The sequence below is a fragment of the Pseudomonas sp. LBUM1668 genome (assembly GCF_059695715.1).
In genome coordinates this window covers 2,856,508-2,873,801 of the sequence record NZ_CP166787.1, presented here as the reverse complement: position 1 = coordinate 2,873,801, position 17,294 = coordinate 2,856,508, and the positions used below count along the sequence as shown (strand labels likewise).

Annotated in this window: 12 protein-coding genes; 11 read left to right on the top strand and 1 reads right to left on the bottom strand. The window is 59.7% G+C overall.

Annotated elements, in window-relative coordinates; genetic code table 11:
* The first annotated feature begins 11 nt into the window (after window positions 1–11).
* On the top strand, window positions 12–1,322 hold the full coding sequence (locus ACA061_RS12935; protein ID WP_497301806.1) for a phenylacetate--CoA ligase family protein: 1,311 nt from the start codon (window positions 12–14) through the stop codon (window positions 1,320–1,322).
* Window positions 1,300–2,235 carry a GNAT family N-acetyltransferase gene (locus tag ACA061_RS12930; protein WP_497301805.1) on the top strand — a complete coding sequence of 312 codons (936 nt, stop codon included), beginning with the start codon at window positions 1,300–1,302 and terminating at the stop codon, window positions 2,233–2,235. The genes ACA061_RS12935 and ACA061_RS12930 overlap by 23 nt, the downstream gene beginning before the upstream one ends.
* A 62-nt stretch (window positions 2,236–2,297) precedes the next feature.
* Here the strand turns inward: ACA061_RS12930 and ACA061_RS12925 are convergent, their stop codons facing one another.
* Entirely contained in the window at window positions 2,298–2,825 is a 528-nt protein-coding gene (locus ACA061_RS12925; protein WP_210624304.1) for a hypothetical protein, read from the bottom strand.
* 381 nt (window positions 2,826–3,206) lie between these two features.
* Between ACA061_RS12925 and ACA061_RS12920 the strand changes: the two genes are divergently transcribed.
* The 9 genes from ACA061_RS12920 (at window position 3,207) to ACA061_RS12880 (ending at window position 17,289) form a co-directional block, all read left to right on the top strand.
* The gene (locus tag ACA061_RS12920; protein ID WP_497301803.1) at window positions 3,207–5,198 is read left to right on the top strand and encodes a methyl-accepting chemotaxis protein; all 1,992 of its coding nucleotides are present in this window, start codon (window positions 3,207–3,209) and stop codon (window positions 5,196–5,198) included.
* Window positions 5,199–5,470: 272 nt separating this feature from the next.
* Window positions 5,471–5,917 (top strand): DUF411 domain-containing protein, encoded by a 447-nt coding sequence (locus ACA061_RS12915; RefSeq protein WP_497301802.1) that lies wholly within the window; start codon window positions 5,471–5,473, stop codon window positions 5,915–5,917.
* The gene (locus ACA061_RS12910; RefSeq protein WP_210554696.1) at window positions 5,917–6,351 is read left to right on the top strand and encodes a YqaA family protein; all 435 of its coding nucleotides are present in this window, start codon (window positions 5,917–5,919) and stop codon (window positions 6,349–6,351) included. The genes ACA061_RS12915 and ACA061_RS12910 overlap by 1 nt, the downstream gene beginning before the upstream one ends.
* 86 nt (window positions 6,352–6,437) lie before the next feature.
* Window positions 6,438–7,490 (top strand): alpha/beta fold hydrolase, encoded by a 1,053-nt coding sequence (locus ACA061_RS12905; protein ID WP_150615735.1) that lies wholly within the window; start codon window positions 6,438–6,440, stop codon window positions 7,488–7,490.
* Between the two features lie 13 nt (window positions 7,491–7,503).
* Complete coding sequence (locus ACA061_RS12900; RefSeq protein WP_497301800.1) at window positions 7,504–8,457, top strand: D-2-hydroxyacid dehydrogenase family protein; 954 nt, start codon at window positions 7,504–7,506, stop codon at window positions 8,455–8,457.
* Between the two features lie 584 nt (window positions 8,458–9,041).
* Window positions 9,042–10,628: a glycogen synthase GlgA gene (glgA, locus tag ACA061_RS12895; RefSeq protein ID WP_497301798.1), complete on the top strand. Its 1,587-nt coding sequence runs from the start codon at window positions 9,042–9,044 to the stop codon at window positions 10,626–10,628.
* An 18-nt stretch (window positions 10,629–10,646) separates the two neighbouring features.
* Complete coding sequence (treZ, locus tag ACA061_RS12890) at window positions 10,647–12,449, top strand: malto-oligosyltrehalose trehalohydrolase (RefSeq protein WP_497301796.1); 1,803 nt, start codon at window positions 10,647–10,649, stop codon at window positions 12,447–12,449.
* Complete coding sequence (gene malQ, locus ACA061_RS12885; protein ID WP_150603150.1) at window positions 12,446–14,524, top strand: 4-alpha-glucanotransferase; 2,079 nt, start codon at window positions 12,446–12,448, stop codon at window positions 14,522–14,524. The genes treZ and malQ overlap by 4 nt, the downstream gene beginning before the upstream one ends.
* Window positions 14,521–17,289, top strand: a complete 2,769-nt coding sequence (locus ACA061_RS12880) for a malto-oligosyltrehalose synthase (protein WP_497301794.1) — start codon at window positions 14,521–14,523, stop codon at window positions 17,287–17,289. Before malQ ends, ACA061_RS12880 begins: the two co-directional genes overlap by 4 nt.
* Window positions 17,290–17,294: the final 5 nt, after the last annotated feature.

Below are 17,294 nucleotides of genomic sequence, written 5' to 3'. Positions count from 1 at the left end.
AGGTCAACCTTGTGAACATCACTGACTCAGTAGGCGAATTGATCAACTTCGCTCGTCAACACTCGCACTATTACCGCCAACATTTCGCCGAAGTCCCTAGACAAGTAGCGTTGCTCACCGAGCTACCGGTAATTGATCCCGACGAATTCTGGCGTAACAGCGAAACTCTCGATCTGTGGCCGGTATTGACCAACTCGGCGCAGGGGGCACTGGTATTCAGAACCGGCGGTTCCACCAGCGCCGGCAAACTTTCTGTCTACACCCGGGAAGAATGGCGGCGCCTGGTCGGCGATTTCGGCAACGCCCTCAGCGCCCAATTCAAACCGGGCGACCGGGTGGCCAATCTGTTTTTTGCTGGCGACCTGTATGCCAGCTTCCTGTTCATCCACGATTCATTGGCACATGTCCGTGTGGACATCACCGAGTTTCCGTTCACCGGCGACATCGATTCGCAGGTATTGGCGCAATCCATCCAGCAGCATCGGATCAACGTACTTGCAGGCTTGCCGGCACATCTGTTGACCTTTGCCGCATGGCTTGAACGGCGCGAGCAAACGTTGCCGGTTGTCGACACGCTGCTCTATGGCGGCGAAAGTCTGTTTGATTCACAGCGCCAGCTTCTCAACCTGGCGTTTCCCAACGCGCGCATCGCCTCAATCGGCTACGCCAGCGTCGACGCCGGTTTTATCGGCAGCAGTCAACGCGATTGCGCCGAGGGTGAACATCGAATGCATGAAAATCACGCCTTCCTGGAAATCGTCGACGAATACTCGGGAGAGGTGATCGAGTCTTGCGATGAAGTGGGTTTGCTCGTCCTGACCAATCTTCACCGGCGCTTGATGCCGCTGATACGTTACCCGGTAGGCGACCGCGCCTGTTGGCGAGAACCGCACGGCACTGCGCAGCGCAAGTTCGCGCTAAAGGGCCGAAGCGCCAGTAGCCAACGAGTCCGGGTGGGAATTTTGTCGCTGGTCCCTCAAGAGATCGCCGAGCTGATACGCCGCAATCCCGCCAGTGACGACTGGCAAATGGTGATTGAACAGGCCACGTTCAAGGATGTACTGACGCTCAAATGGGTGCCGGCTGCACAGTCTCCCGACCGCGCCGACGTCAATCAGCAACTGGAAAACGCAATGCTTGAGCTTTATCCGTTGATCACGCAATTACGGACGGATCATCTGCTGGAACTGCACGTCCAGTGCTGCACGCATGAGGATCTGCCACGACATCCCCGCTCGGGCAAATGCCTGCGCGTGCTGGATCTGCGTCGCTATGAACACAAGGATCAGGAGGGTCCGGATGGAACCGCTGATTCTGCGTAACTATCGCGCCAGCGATGCCACGGCGGTCAGCCAGTTGTTCCGCGAGGTGTACGGCGATCTTTACGTGCAACCGCATGTTTATCTGCCGCAGATGATCAACCAGAACCACGCCGACCAGCGCTGGCACTCGCTGGTCGCCGAGCTGGACGGGCAGATACGCGGGCACGCCACCCTGTTTCGCGACACAGGCGCCCGCACCGCCGAACTGGCATTGAGCGCCGTCCATCCCGATGCCCGGGGACAAAACATTGCCACGCGTCTGAGCCAGCAACTGCTGAGCCACGCGCAAGCACTGGGCTGCCACAGCGTATCCATCAAACAGGTCACTCACCATCCGTACACGCAACGCATGGCCGCCAACCTCGGTTTTCATAACACCGGGCTGTTGCCGGACTACGTGCCCTCGCCGTTTGGTAGCTCAACGCCGGAATCCATTGTTATGGGATGCCGCATCATCGACGGGTATAAACGCCCGCTGCCGAGGCAGACCTGGCCGTCTGGTTACCGCAGTTTCATGGAACATTTATCCGATGTATTCGGCACGCACGAGCAAAGGTTTTGCTGGAATGGCCCAGCGATTCAGCTGGAACGACACACCAATCGTTACGACATCCGGCTCAAGAACCTACGACCCGATCTGCTCGAGCAGCTAAGGGGATTGCCGCAGCAATGGATGGTGTCGATCCGGCTCGGATTGTCGCAGCAATTTACCTGCGATCTGAACAGGCTGACCGCAATCGGATTTGTCTTCACCGGGCTGGCACCCGTCGAGGGTAAGGAGGGAGGATGGCTGGCATTGTTTCACCGGGGTTACCGGCTGGGCAAACTTGAGCTGCACTGCTCGCGGATGCAGCACTTACACGATCAGGCGCAACAGCAAGTTGTACCTCGCCTGAGCAAAATAGCGCTGTGACTTGAGCGTACCGAGATCTTGCTAATGACCCGTTCACCTTGAGCGGGTCATTGTCTGGCGGCTCAAGCCTTGGCTTTGATGCCGTCTTTATTGGGAAGCGGCGCGTTGCCTTCCCCATAGGTTTTCAGGTTTTGCAGGACGTAAATGGCTTTCTTGAATTCGGGGATCAGATTTTTGCCGTACGCGTTGCCATTGAGACCATTGTTCTGGATCGCATCAAGCTGAGTCGCGAAATACTCCAGCGCATTGAATTTGGCATCAATGTCTTTGGTCACGCCGAAACGGTCGAACTTGTCGCCGGCATTCATCAGGGTGAAGGACGTGATTTCCGAGATCAGCCCTCGGCTACGCAGCATCGCCGCCAGGTTACCCATCTGTTTTACCGAGACGTTCGCGGGATCAAAGCCCTTGATGTTTTTGCGCAGGCCTTGCTTGTCCATCTCGGCAGTGTTCAAAGCGTTAGGATCGTTACCGACCTTGGTGAGCATTTGCTGCACCTTGACGCTTTGGGACACCTGCTTTTTGCCGCCCGTGTTGCGCACCATGACGCCAGCCTTGCTTTCCCAGCCGCCGACAATGCCAATCGTCATGAGAAAACTCCCTGTGAAATGAACATGAAATATCCTTGTTGAACCACTCGAATGCCGGGGAGTATCCACCGGCCAACTAATGGCACCAACCCTTTTTGTGCACTCACTTACAATTCTCGTACATTCTCGATACAAATCAGCAGACCTCCGTGGATGCTGGCTTTCAAGACTCTCATTACATCGCGACCTGCATAAAATCCACGCCGATGGCCTGGCTGATTGATTCCTGTGTATCAAATTCAATACCGACCGGTCATCGGCCTTCAGCTTTTCAGCACTCCGGTACCTAAAGCTTCTGACTGCATCGACGATACCTAGTGATACCCGCGATGTTTACGCCTCCCGCCCCTAATAAGAATCGCAGCTCAAGGACCGGTCTCCATGCCCGCATTCCGCACTATTCAGGCTCGCTACACGCTGTTTCTGGTTCTGTTCATGCTGCTGTTGTCAGTGCTGACCGTGGTCGGTATCAGCCAATTGGTCGCACCCAAACTGCGTCAAACCGAAGAACAGGTGGTGCTCAACCGCATTGCTGAAGTCGCGGAGCAGATTCAGGGCGAGTTGAACAAGGTTCAGGCGCAACAACGCAGCATCACCCAGACCATCCCGCTGCTCGACAGCGCTGCCATCGACACGGTATTGCCGGGCCTGGTGGATCAATACGGCGAATTGAAAGTGTTTGGCGGTGGTATCTGGCCGCTACCCGGCCAGCGTGAAGCCGGGCGCAACAAGTTCAGCACCTTCTGGCACCGCGATGCTTCGGGCAAACTGGCGGTAAACACGTTCTGGAACAGTGACGCGGCGCCAAATTACTACGACCAGACCTGGTACAAGGGCGGCATGCAGACGCCGCGCGGTCAGTGTGCCTGGGCGGCGGCCTACAAGGACGACGCCAGCGCCGAGCCGCGCACCAACTGCGCCATGGCTATCCAGAAAAACGGCAACGCCTGGGGCGTGTCGACCATCGACGTCACCCTGGGTTTCTTCAACGATCTGGTGGCCCGCAAGGAAAAAGACCTCAACGCCGAAATGCTCATCGTCGAGGCCGATGGCAAAATCATCAGCAACAGTTCGCGCATCAGCGGCCCGATCGTGCTGAAGAACATCAGCGAACTGGCTGCCGGCTCGACCTTCGCCAGCCAGGTCAACGCGGGTCTGCAAAGTCGCGATCAGGCGCAACGCGTCGAATTCGACAACAACGGTGAAGCCAGTACTTTCTTCATGCGCCCGATCGAGGGCACACCGTGGTTCCTCGCCACGGCCCTGCCGACCAAAATGCTGACCGCCCAGCGTGACGACGTGCTCAGCACCCTGAGCCTGTTGCAGATTCCGCTGGTGATTCTGTTGGTGCTGTTGCAGGTCTACGCGATCCGCCAGCTGGTTTCGCGCATGAAAGCGCTGAAAGCCAACATCGACCTGCTGTCCAGCGGCGATGCCGACCTGACTCGACGCATCACCATCCGCGCCGAAGATGAACTCGGCGCCATCGGTCATTCGGTCAACACCTTTATTGCCTATCTGCAAAACATGATCGGCGAAGTCACCCAAGCCACCGGCGCCATGGCGTCGAGCCTCGACAACCTGCAACGCACGTCGGCGCATACCAGCCAGATCCTGCTGCGTCACGCGTCTGAAACCGATCAGACCGTCACCGCCATCACCGAGATGAGCTCGACCGCCGACAGCGTGGCGCAGAACGCTGCTGAAACCGCTGCCTTCACCCAGCGCGCCAACGAAAACGCCGACCGTTCTCGGGTGGTGGTAGGCGAGGCGACCAACAGCGTGGTCGCGCTGATCGATGAAGTGGCCAGCGCCACCCATAAAGTCGAAAACATGCAACAGGACGCCCAACGCATCACCGAGATTCTCGGGGTGATTGGCGCGATTGCCGGCCAGACCAACCTGTTGGCGCTCAACGCCGCCATCGAAGCGGCCCGCGCCGGTGAGCAGGGTCGCGGCTTCGCCGTGGTAGCCGATGAAGTGCGCGCCCTCGCCGCCCGCACTCAGGCCAGCACTTCGGAAATCAACGAGATGTTGAAGCGTCTGACCCAAGGGGTGAGTTCGTCGGTCAGCGCCATGGAAAACACCCAGGCCAGTTGCCAGTCGGCAGCCGACGCCACGGCACGGGTCAACGCGGGGCTGGATGAAATGGCCGGTTCCGTCAGCCATATCAACAGCCTCAGCACGCAAATCGCCACCGCCGCCGAGCAGCAAAGCGCGGTGACCGAAGAGATCAATCGCAGCATGGTGCAGATCCGCCACATGGTCGATGAACTGGTACAAAGCGGCAACGCCAGCGAACTCAACACCCGCCAGTTGCTGGAAGCCAACAGCCGGGTGAGCGCGATCATGGGGCGGTTCAAGGTGCGTTGATCCACCTCAATCTCATGTAGGAGCTGCCGCAGGCTGCGATCTTTTGATGTTGCTTTTAAAAGATCAAAAGATCGCAGCCTGCGGCAGCTCCTACACGGGATCGCGTGCAACCTTACGGATTTGTCATCTCTCGCTCATCGGGCTGTCAGGGTTGATCTACGATTATTCTGCCAGCCTGTCTTGTAGCAACTTGAAACACTGAGTTGATGCCTGGCAGGAAAAACCGGTCAAAATAAGTTCTTTTTGACCGCCACCCGAGTCGAGAGTCCATCATGCGAACCCATCTGCGCCTGGTCGCCCTGAGCGCCCTGTTCATCTCCTCCCTGGCCCAAGCTGCCGACCTGATCCCCATCGAAGTCCATCGCGACGCCAATTGCGGCTGCTGCAAGAAATGGATCAGCCACCTCGAAGCCAACGGCTTTAAAGTCGAAGACCACGTCGAATCCGACATGAGCAGCTTCAAGCAACAACACGGCGTACCGCCACGGCTTGCTTCCTGCCACACCGCAATCATCAACGGCAAATTTGTCGAAGGCCATGTGCCGGCGGAGCAAGTGCTCGCCCTGAGCAAGCGTGAAGATCTGCTAGGTGTTGCTGCCCCGGGCATGCCGATGGGCTCGCCGGGCATGGAAATGGACGGTATGAGCGACGCTTATCAAGTGATCGGTCTGAAGAAGGACGGAGCTGACGTCGTAGTGGCGGACTACCCGGCCCATTGATGGGCGCTGCTTACACAGGCCTCTTCTTTGCCGCATTCGGCGCCGCGACGTTGCTGCCGCTGCAATCTGAAGCCTTGCTGGTCGGGTTGATCGTCAGCGACCGTTACTGGCTGTGGGGATTGTTGGCGGTGGCGACCGTGGGCAATGTGCTTGGCTCGCTGGTCAACTGGTGGCTGGGTTGCAGGCTTGAGCGATTTCAGGATCGGCGCTGGTTTCCGGTCAGCGCCAGGCACATGGACAAGGCGCGCAAGCACTACGAACGATACGGCCATTGGACACTGCTGTTCAGTTGGTTGCCGATTATTGGCGATCCGCTGACGTTGGTTGCCGGGGTGATGCGCGAGCCGCTCGGGCGGTTCCTGTTGATCGTCAGCCTCGCCAAAGGCGCGCGGTATGGCGTGCTGGCCATGCTGACGCTGGGCTGGATCGGTTGAACCATCAGGCCTGCACATTGCCTGTGTTTAACGTCCCCGTAATCTTGCCGTTCGAGCATCGGCCGATTTCAATGGAGTTTGCCCTTATGACTGTCACGTTATCTCGCTGGCTGCCCGGCCTGTTCCTGACTGCCGCCCTGCCGCTGTTTGCCCATGGCGCCACGCAAACCGCAACAGCGCCCGCCGAAGGCCCGGCGTATGGGCCAGAGCTGCAAGGTTTCGATTACCCCTACACGCTTAAACACTTCGATTTCCAGTCCCAGGGCAAATCCTTGCAGATGGGGTATATGGATGTCGCCGCCGACGGCAAGGCCAACGGCCGCACCGTGGTGTTGATGCATGGCAAGAATTTCTGCGCCGCTACCTGGGACAGTTCGATCAAGGCCTTGAGCGAGGCTGGCTACCGGGTGATCGCGCCGGATCAGATCGGCTTCTGTACCTCCAGCAAGCCGGACAATTATCAGTACAGCTTCCAGCAACTAGCGACCAACACCCAGCAGTTGCTCAAAGCGCTGGGTATCCAGAAAGCCACCCTGCTCGGCCATTCCACCGGCGGCATGCTTGCCACGCGTTATGCGCTGCTGTTCCCGGATCAGGTCGACCAGTTGGCAATGGTCAACCCGATTGGCCTGGAAGACTGGAAAGCCCTCGGCGTGCCGTACCGCACGGTGGATCAGTGGTATCAACGCGAATTGAAAGTTACCGCTCAAGGCATTCGCGACTACGAGCGCACCACTTACTACGATGGCCGCTGGAAACCTGAGTTCGACCGTTGGGTCGACATGCTCGCGGGCCTGAGCAAAGGCCCGGGCAAGACCCAGGTAGCGTGGAACTCGGCGCTGATCTACGACATGATTTTCACCCAGCCGGTGTACTACGAGTTCAAGGACTTGAAGATGCCGACACTGTTGCTGATCGGCACCTCCGACACCACGGCCATCGGCAAGGATCTCGCGCCACCTGAGGTGAAAGCGAAGATCGGTCACTATGAGGTGCTGGGTAAACAGGTCGCCAAACTGATCCCGCAGTCGACTCTGGTTGAATTCCCCGGCATGGGCCACGCGCCGCAGATGGAAGAGCCGGCGAAGTTTCATCAGGCCCTGCTCGGCTGGCTGAACAAAACCAATCCCGTTGATTGATGAGGTAAGGCTGATGGCGGTGCAGATTGCGGTGATCGATGACTGGCAGGACGTGGCGCGCGATGTGATCGACTGGTCGGTCCTCGACAGCCTCGGTGAGGTGACGTTCGAGCATGATTACCCGGCGGACAATGCCACGCTGGCCCAACGACTGGGCAAGTATCAGGTGATCTGCGTGATGCGCGAACGCACGCGTTTCGACGAAGATCTGCTCAAGCGTTTGCCCAATCTCAAGTTGTTGGTCACCGGCGGTATGCGCAACGCGGCGCTGGACATGCAAGCCGCAGCGGCGCTGGGCGTCAAGATCTGCGGCACCGACAGCTATAAACATGCCGCGCCGGAACTGACCTGGGCGCTGATCATGGCCGCCACGCGCAACCTGCTCAATGAAGCCAATGCATTGCGCGCAGGTGCGTGGCAACAAGGCCTTGGCGGCGATTTGCATGGCAAGACGCTGGGCATCCTCGGCTTGGGCAGCATCGGCCAACGGGTGGCGCAGTTCGGGCAGGTATTTGGCATGCGCGTTATTGCCTGGAGCGAAAACCTTACGGCTGAGCGCGCGCAACAAGCCGGCGTGACCTATGTCAGCAAGCAGCAACTGTTTGAACAGGCGGACGTGCTGTCCGTGCACCTGGTGCTCAGCGATCGCAGTCGTGGGCTGGTCGATGCGCAGGCATTGGCCTGGATGAAGCCGACCGCACTGTTGGTGAACACCGCCCGCGGCCCGATTGTCGATGAAGCAGCGCTGATCAAGGCCTTGCAGAAACAACAGCTCGGCGGTGCGGCACTGGATGTGTTCGATCAGGAACCGCTGCCAGCACTGCACCCGTTTCGCACACTCGACAATGTGCTGGCAACCCCGCATGTGGGGTATGTGAGCCGGCAGAATTATCAGCAGTTCTTTTCACAAATGATCGAGGATATTCAGGCTTGGTCGGCAGGCGACTCAATACGTCTGCTCAACTGAGATCCCCTGTAGGAGCTGCCGCAGGCTGCGATCTTTTGATTTTTAACCTGGAAACAAGGATCAAAAGATCGCAGCCTTCGGCAGCTCCTACATAGGGGCACGGTAATCGGCTTATCAACAAACCGCCCGCACCACAACAGTGCATCCACCTTCCTGGCTAGCACGAAAACGTGACCGTCCGGTCACCGTTTTGATCCCTCCAAGCAAAAAAACCTGCCCTTCGTCGGTGCGTTTCCCCCTACACACCGCCACTCGCAACACCGTGCAACCGATTGTCGAACAATTTACCCATTTGCTCTGGCCCGCTCTAGGATCTGGCCTAGACTCATTTTCGCGGGGTAAAACCGCCCGGTCGCAAACTCGAAAATTAGTCGAAACTTTTGCCGATCCCGGCGGGTCATCTCAAAGGTAGGGCTTAAGCGAGTGGTGCAATCCTTGCAATGGCCTCTCCACCCATTCTGCTTTGCGCGTGTTGGGTAGCGTTTGCTCCCCCCTGCGCGGTGCGTTTGCGCCCGGCCACAGGATTTGGCCATGGACATCGTTTGTTTGAGACAAGAATCAGATCAACAACACGGGAGATTCATATGATCAGTGCGGCATTGGACATTCAGGGAGAACGTGCTCAGCAGTCGATAGGCGAAGCGAGCACCGTCAGCATTCCCGGCAGCCGGTCGATCAACGTCCCGAGCAGCAAAACGCTGACACCGGTAGCCAGTCAGAACCCCAACAAGAAAAAAGTTTTGTTCGTGACCTCGGAAATCGCCGATCTGGTGAAAACCGGCGGTCTGGGTGACGTGTCCGCCGCCCTGCCCCGCGCCATGGCGCATCTGCACGATGTACGGGTGTTAATCCCCGGTTACCCGCAGGTGATGCACAGCGAGAACCCGATCCACATCATCGGCGAACTCGGCGGCCATGCAGCGCTGCCGCCGTGCAAGATCGGGCGCATGGACATGCCCGACGGGCTGGTGATCTACGTGTTGATCTGCCCTGAACTCTACGAGCGTGAAGGCTCGCCCTACGGCGCCAACAACGGCCGCGACTGGCCGGACAACCACATTCGTTTCGCACGTCTGGGCCTGGCCGCTGCCGATATCGCCGCCAACCTCGCACAAATTCACTGGTGCCCGGACCTGGTGCACGCCCACGACTGGCCGGCTGGCCTGGCGCCTGCTTACATGCACTGGCGCGGTCAGCGTACGCCAACCCTGTTCACCATCCACAACCTGGCTTATCAAGGCGTGACCAGCCTCGGCTCCTGCCCGGAGCTCGGCATTCCCAACCATGCCCTGCAACAGGAAGGCATGGAGTTCTACGGCAAGATGTCGTTCCTCAAGGCCGGCATGGCCTATTCGAGCCACATCACCACGGTCAGCGCCACCTACGCGCAGGAAATCACCACACCGGATTTCGGCTGCGGTCTAGACGGTTTTCTCGCCGCCAAGACCCAGCAAGGCTTGCTCAGTGGCATCCCCAACGGCATCGATGAAAGCTGGGACGCTGCAACCGACCCGCATCTGTTCGCGCCGTTCGCCATCGGCGACTGGGAAGGCAAAGCGGTCAATGCCGCGCACGTTCGCCAATTGTTTGGCCTGAAAGACTCCACCGGCCCGCTGTTCGCCGTGGTATCGCGCCTTGTTTATCAGAAAGGCCTGGACCTGACCGAATCGGTCTCTGAGTACATCGTGCAGAACGGTGGGCAGATCGCGATCATCGGACGTGGCGAACCGGAAGAAGAACAGGCCATGCGTGAACTCGCGTTGCGCTTCCCAGGCCAGATCGGTGTGCGCATCGGCTTCAACGAAACCGACGCGCGCCGCATGTTTGCCGGCAGCGATTTCCTCTTGATGCCTTCGCGTTATGAGCCTTGTGGCCTCAGCCAGATGTACGCGCAGCGCTTCGGTTCACTGCCCGTGGCACGCAATACCGGGGGTCTGGCCGACACTATCGAGAACGGTATGACCGGGTTTCTTTTCGACGAATCCACGCCTGAAAGCTATCGCGAAGCGTTGAACCGCGCGTTCAAGGTTTTCGCTTTCCCCGAACTGCTCAACGCCATGCGTTGCCGCGCCATGGCTGCGCCGTTCAACTGGTGCAAAGCGGTCGAACCGTACGCTGAACTTTACGAAAAACTGGTCGCCAAGGCGCTGGGTAAAGCTCACCACAAATAAGCAGGGAGTTTTTTAACGATGCCGTTACGGACCCAAGAGAACTGGCCCCACGGCGCGATCAAGCTGGACGCCGAACACACACAATTTGCGCTGTGGGCACCTGACGCGTTTTACGTCAGCGTTGAACTGGACAATGGAGAGTCGCTGCCGATGTTGCCTCAGGCAGACGGCTGGTTCGTGATCAAGACCCGCTGTCCCGCGGGCACTCGCTACCGCTACAACATCGATGGAGAGCTGGAGGTGCCCGACCCGGCCTCCCGAGCCCAGGATGGCGACATAAACCGCCACAGCGTGGTGGTCGACCCTCTCGCCTATCAGTGGCAAAACACTACCTGGCAAGGTCGCCCCTGGAACGAGGCAGTGATTTACGAACTGCACGTCGGTGCACTCGGCGGCTTTGCTGCGGTTGAAACGCACCTGGCGCGACTTGCCGAACTGGGTATCACCGCCATCGAACTGATGCCGATTGCGCAGTTTCCCGGCGACCGCAATTGGGGCTACGACGGCGTCTTGCACTACGCACCGCAAGCGTCCTATGGCACGCCCGAACAACTCAAGCACCTGATCGATACCGCCCACAGCCATGGTCTGGCGGTGATTCTCGACGTGGTCTACAACCACTTCGGCCCCGATGGCAATTATCTGCACCGCTACGCCAAAGGCTTTTTCCGCGAGGACAAGCACACACCATGGGGCGCCGGGATCGATTTTCGTCGCCTGGAAATCCGCGATTTTTTCATTGAAAACGCTTTGATGTGGCTGCTCGAATACCGCTTCGACGGTTTACGCCTGGACGCGGTGCACGCCATTGAAGATCCGCATTTTTTGCGCGAATTGGCGCGACGCGTCCGCCAGCAGATCGACGCGCCACGGCATGTCTGGCTGACCGTGGAAAACGAGCTCAACCAGTCGAGCCTGCTCGAAGAGGAGTACGACGCGCAGTGGAACGATGACGGACACAACGCTCTGCACGTGCTGCTGACCGGCGAAACCGATGCGTATTACGCCGATTACGCGCTGCAACCGACCGAGCAACTGGTGCGCTGCCTGAGCCAGGGCTTCGTGTTTCAGGGCCACATCACCCGCCATGGCGAACCTCGGGGCGAACCGAGTGAACATCTGCCGTCCACCGCTTTCGTGCTGTTCTTGCAGAACCATGACCAGATCGGCAACCGCGCCTTTGGCGAACGCCTGCATCAACTGGCCGATCCCCGAGCCTTGCAGGCCGCTACCGTGTTGCTGCTGTTGTCGCCGATGATTCCGCTGATGTTCATGGGCGACGAGTTCGCCGCCGAGCAGCCGTTCCTGTTTTTCACCAGCCATCATGGCGAACTGGCGGAGTTGGTGCGCGAAGGTCGGCGCAATGAATTCGCCGCGTTCAGCGCCTTCGCCGATCCGCATAAACGCGAGCAGATTCCCGACCCTAATGCCGCAGAAACCTTCCGCGCCTCGCAGCCAAGGCTGGAGGGTCAAGGCACGCCCGAGCAACAGGAAATGCACGAGCTCTATCGTCAGCTGTTGCAGTTGCGCCATCAACACATCATCCCGCACCTCAGCGGCACTCAAGCCCTCGGCGCGCAAATGCTGGGTTATGCGGCAGTCAGTGCACGCTGGCGCCTGGGCGATGGCAGTGAGCTGCGAATCGACCTGAACCTCAGCGATACACCAGTGGTCAACCCTCCACGGACCGGCGCGGTGTGGTTGTTTCAAAAGCCGCCCGCCGTCGAACCGTCGGATGAAGGCCTGCTGCCCCCGTATTGCGCGCTCGTCAGCCTCACGGCCGCAAACCCCTTGCAACCTCTGAATGGAGAGCGCCTATGAGCGATGCGCAACTGGAAATTCTTGCCAGCCGAGCCGGCCTTGCCGTCGACTGGATTGACGCCAACGGGCGGCCACAAAAAGTCGCCCCGGCGGTGCTGCGCAATGTTCTGATCGGCCTCGGCCACCCCGCCAGCACGGCGCTGGAAATCGACGCCAGCCTGCTTGAATTGCAAAAAGTCCAGCAAGACCGCCATCTGCCGCCACTGCTGACCAGTGACGTGGGCGTCAGCGTTGATCTGGCGCGCTATTTCAAACCCGAAACGCCGTGCGAGATCCACCTCGAAGACGGTTCGCGCATGAACCTGAAACTCGATTCCGAGGCCATGCTGCCGGGTGTCATTCCGGTCGGCTATCAGCAAGTGCACATCGACGATCAATTTTTCACCCTGGCCGTGGCCCCGGAACGCTGCTTCAGCGTCGGCGATGCGGTCGACAATCCGATCCCCCGCGCCTGGGGCCTGAGCGTGCAGTTGTATGGCTTGCGCCGGCCGGGTGATGGCGGTTTCGGCGATACTCAGGCGCTGGAAGAACTGGCCCGGGTCGCCGGCGAGCGCGGCGCCGATGCGCTGGCGATCAGCCCGCTGCACGCGATGTTCAGCGCCGACACCGGGCGCTATAGCCCTTATTCGCCGTCCAGTCGTTTGTTTCTCAATTCCCTGTATGCCGCACCCGGCGCGATTCTCGGCGAACGCGCCTTGCGTGATGCCATCGACAGCGCAGGTTTGGCGCAACAGTTCGCGCAACTGGAAGACCTGAAACTGGTCGATTGGCCGACCGCCGCCGACGCCAAACAAAAACTCCTGCAAGCCTTGTATCAAGGCTTTATCGCTGGGGACCATCCGTTGCACCCGGACTTCGCCAGTTTTCGCCACGCAGGTGGCGCAGCGCTGGAAAACCACTGCCGCTTTGAAGCCATTCAGGAAATGCGCGCCGCACGGGGCGAAAGCCTCGACTGGCGCGAATGGCCCGAGCACTGGCGCGATCCGCGTGGCGCCGCCCTCGGTGCATTCGCCGAGGAGTACGCCGAGCGCATCGGCTACTTCGCCTTTTGCCAATGGCTGATCCACCGCTGCCTCGAACGCGCGCAAACCGCTGCACGCAGTGCGGGCATGGGCATTGGCCTGATCGCCGACCTGGCAGTCGGTGCCGATGGCGGTGGCAGTCAGGCCTGGAGTTTTCAGGATGAACTGCTCGCCTCGCTGACCGTTGGCGCACCACCGGACATCCTCAATCGTTCCGGTCAGGGCTGGGGGATTTCTGCGTTTTCTCCCGAAGGCCTGATTCGCAATGGCTTTCGTGCATTCATCGAAATGCTCCGTGCCAACTTCGCCCATGCCGGCGGCCTGCGCATCGACCATGTCATGGGCCTCCAGCGGTTGTGGGTGATTCCCAATGGATCGGCGCCGGCCGACGGTGCGTACCTGTATTACCCAGTGGATGATTTGCTGCGTTTGCTCACCCTTGAGTCCCATCGCCATCAAGCGATCGTCCTCGGTGAAGACCTCGGCACCGTGCCCGACGGCCTGCAGGAAAAACTCATCGCCCGCTCCATACTCGGCATGCGCGTACTGTTGTTCGAACAGAACAACACCCATTTCAAACCGATTCTCGACTGGCCGGACAACGCACTGGCGACCACCAGCACTCACGACCTGCCGACGCTCAACGGCTGGTGGCATGGCCGCGATATCGACTGGAACTCCAGACTCGGTTTTGTCGACGGCAACGGCGAAATCGAATGGCGCCGCTACCGCCAGCGTGAGCGCGAAGGCTTGCGCAGTGCCTTGAGTCAGGACCCGCAGAATTTTCGCGAAGAGTCCCACGAAGCCGATCAAATCGTCGACGCCGCCGTGCGTTACCTCGGCCATACCCGCGCACCGTTGGTGTTGCTGCCGCTGGAAGATGCGTTGGGCATCGACGAGCAAGCAAACCTGCCGGGCACGACCGACACGCACCCGAACTGGTCGCGGCGACTGCCCGGCAACAGCGAAGCACTGCTTGATGGTGTAGACGCCGCGCGGCGTCTGGAACTCCTGGCGTGCGCACGCCTTCAGGCTGCCGAGCGTGACCAATGAATCAATCGCTTATCCAACCGCTGCGCGCCACCCTGCGACTGCAATTTCACAAAGGTTTTACCCTGGAACAAGCGGTACCGCTGGTGCCGTATTTCGCCCGCCTCGGCATCAGTCACATCTACGCATCGCCTCTGCTCAAGGCGCGGGCCGGTTCGATGCACGGCTATGACGTAGTCGACCCGACGCAAGTCAATCCGGAGCTGGGTGGCGAGCCTGCGCTCAGGCATTTGGTCAGTACCCTGCGTGAACACGGCATGGGGCTGATCCTCGACATCGTGTCCAACCATATGGCCGTCGGCGGCAACGACAATCCGTGGTGGCTGGACTTGCTGGAGTGGGGGCGTCTGAGCCCTTACGGTGAGTTTTTCGACATTCAGTGGCACTCGCCGGACCCGTTGATGGAAGGCCAGTTGCTGCTGCCATTTCTGGGCAGCGATTATGGCGCCGCGTTGCAGGAAGGCACGCTCAAGCTGCAGTTCAATGCGCAAACCGGCGGCTTTTATGTCGAGCACTATGATCACCACTTCCCGATCTGCCCAAACGATTACGGCGAGCTGCTCAAATCCGAAGATGCGCTGAAATCCTTGGCCGATCGTTTTAGTGCGTTGAGCTATCAGACCGATGCCCATTCGCTGGCCATTCCTCTGAAAGAAGAGCTGCAGCAACTGGCGAGCGAGCCGCAAATTCTCGAAGCCATCCACAGCAATCTCGCGCATTACGACTCCACCACCGAAGAGGGCTTCCAGAACCTGCATCAGTTGTTGGAACGCCAGAGTTATCGCCTGGCCAGTTGGCGCACGGCGGCGGATGACATCAACTGGCGGCGCTTTTTCGACATCAACGAACTGGGCGGTTTGCGCGTCGAACGTCCGGCAGTCTTCGAAGCGACTCACGGCAAAATCTTCCAGTTGATCGCCGAAGGCTTGGTGGATGGCCTGCGCATCGACCATATCGACGGCCTCGCCGATCCTCGCGGTTATTGCCGCAAACTGCGCCGCCGTGTCGATCTGCTCGCGCCGGGGCGTCATTTGCCGATCTACATCGAGAAGATCCTCGGTGCCGGCGAAACCCCGCGACGCGACTGGTCGGTGGATGGCACCACCGGTTACGAGTTCATGAATCAACTGTCGCTGCTGCAACACGATCCCGACGGTGAACATGTGCTCGGCGACTTGTGGCAACGCCGCACCGAACGCCCCGCCGCGTTCATCGAAGAGGCGCAACTGGCGCGTCAGCAGATCCTCAACGGCTCGCTGGCCAGCGATTGCGAAAGTGTCGCGCAGGCGTTACTGCAAGTGGCCCGCGATGACTTGATGACCCGCGACCTGACCCTCGGCTCGATCCGCCGGGTCTTGCAGGCGTTGATCGTGCACTTCCCGGTGTATCGCACTTATATAGGTGCGCTGGGCCGCTCGGCGCAGGATGAGGTGTTTTTCCAGCAAGCCATGGAAGGTGCGCGGCAGGCCCTCGGTGAAGGCGACTGGCCGGTGCTCGACTGCGTCGCAGCCTGGCTCGGTGGCACGCCGTGGCGGCAGAAGCCGCGTGGGCGTTCACGCAAGATCCTCAAACACGCTTGCGTACGCTTCCAGCAACTGACTTCACCGGCAGCCGCCAAAGCCGTGGAAGACACGGCGCTGTATCGTTCGGCCGTGCTGTTGTCGCGTAATGACGTCGGCTACAACACCGAACAGTTCAGCGCACCGGTCAGCGATTTCCACGAGATCAATCAGCAGCGTCTGCAGCAGTTTCCCGACAACCTGCTAGCCACCGCCACCCACGATCACAAACGCGGCGAAGACACCCGCGCGCGCCTCGCTGTTCTCAGCGAGCGCAGCCACTGGTACGCCGAACAGATCGAACTGTGGCGCGCCCTCGCCCGCCCGGTGCGCAGTGACGATCAAATGCCGTCGACCGGCGATGAGCTGATTCTCTATCAAGCCCTGCTCGGCAGTTGGCCGCTGGATCTGCACGATGGCGATCAGGCCGGATTTGCCGACTACGCCAAACGCATCTGGCAGTGGCAGCAGAAAGCGCTGCGCGAGGCCAAGCTGCAAAGCAGCTGGAGCGCTCCCAACGAAGCCTATGAAAACGCCGCGCAGTCGTTCACCGAAAAACTGCTCACCGGCGAAGAAGGCGAACTGCTGCGCGCTGCCCTGCACAAGACCGTCAACAGCATCGCTGCTGCTGGCGCGCTCAATGGCTTGGCGCAGACTTTGCTGCGCATGACTGTGCCGGGTGTGCCGGATTTGTATCAGGGCAACGAGTTTTGGGACTTCAGCCTGGTCGATCCGGACAACCGCCGGCCGGTGGATTACGCCGCTCGCGAGCAGGCACTGGACGCACAGTTGCCGGTCGGGGAGTTGCTGCACGATTGGCGTGACGGGCGCATCAAGCAGGCCTTGATTGCTCAGGTGCTGAACCTGCGCGTCGAGCATGCCGAATTGTTCCGCCGCGGCTCGTATCAGGCCCTGGAGGTGCTGGGCAGTCAGGCGCACAACGTGCTCGCGTTTGCCCGTGAACATAAGGGGCAGCGCGCCATCGTGATCGTGCCGATTCGCAGCGCCAGCTTGCTGGAAAACAGTGCTGTACCGCAGGTCGATGCGCTGCGCTGGGGCGATACGCGAGTGGTTTTACCGTTCGCCGCCTCCGAAACAAACTTGAAGGGACTTTTCGCAACCCGCGCAGTCACAAAAAACAGGGAGTTGAAAGTCAGCGACGCGCTGGGGGATGTCCCGGTCAATCTCTATATCCAACACTTAACCTAAGCGTG

Excerpts from the sequence above, each read along its gene's own strand:
- treZ (WP_497301796.1), top strand. The coding sequence starts at position 10,647 with ATGCCGTTACGGACCCAAGAGAACTGGCCCCACGGCGCGATCAAGCTG.
- ACA061_RS12880 (WP_497301794.1), top strand. The coding sequence starts at position 14,521 with ATGAATCAATCGCTTATCCAACCGCTGCGCGCCACCCTGCGACTGCAA.
- ACA061_RS12930 (WP_497301805.1), top strand. The coding sequence starts at position 1,300 with ATGGAACCGCTGATTCTGCGTAACTATCGCGCCAGCGATGCCACGGCG.
- ACA061_RS12925 (WP_210624304.1), bottom strand. The coding sequence starts at position 2,825 with ATGACGATTGGCATTGTCGGCGGCTGGGAAAGCAAGGCTGGCGTCATG.
- glgA (WP_497301798.1), top strand. The coding sequence starts at position 9,042 with ATGATCAGTGCGGCATTGGACATTCAGGGAGAACGTGCTCAGCAGTCG.
- malQ (WP_150603150.1), top strand. The coding sequence starts at position 12,446 with ATGAGCGATGCGCAACTGGAAATTCTTGCCAGCCGAGCCGGCCTTGCC.
- ACA061_RS12920 (WP_497301803.1), top strand. The coding sequence starts at position 3,207 with ATGCCCGCATTCCGCACTATTCAGGCTCGCTACACGCTGTTTCTGGTT.
- ACA061_RS12900 (WP_497301800.1), top strand. The coding sequence starts at position 7,504 with ATGGCGGTGCAGATTGCGGTGATCGATGACTGGCAGGACGTGGCGCGC.
- ACA061_RS12915 (WP_497301802.1), top strand. The coding sequence starts at position 5,471 with ATGCGAACCCATCTGCGCCTGGTCGCCCTGAGCGCCCTGTTCATCTCC.
- ACA061_RS12905 (WP_150615735.1), top strand. The coding sequence starts at position 6,438 with ATGACTGTCACGTTATCTCGCTGGCTGCCCGGCCTGTTCCTGACTGCC.
- ACA061_RS12910 (WP_210554696.1), top strand. The coding sequence starts at position 5,917 with ATGGGCGCTGCTTACACAGGCCTCTTCTTTGCCGCATTCGGCGCCGCG.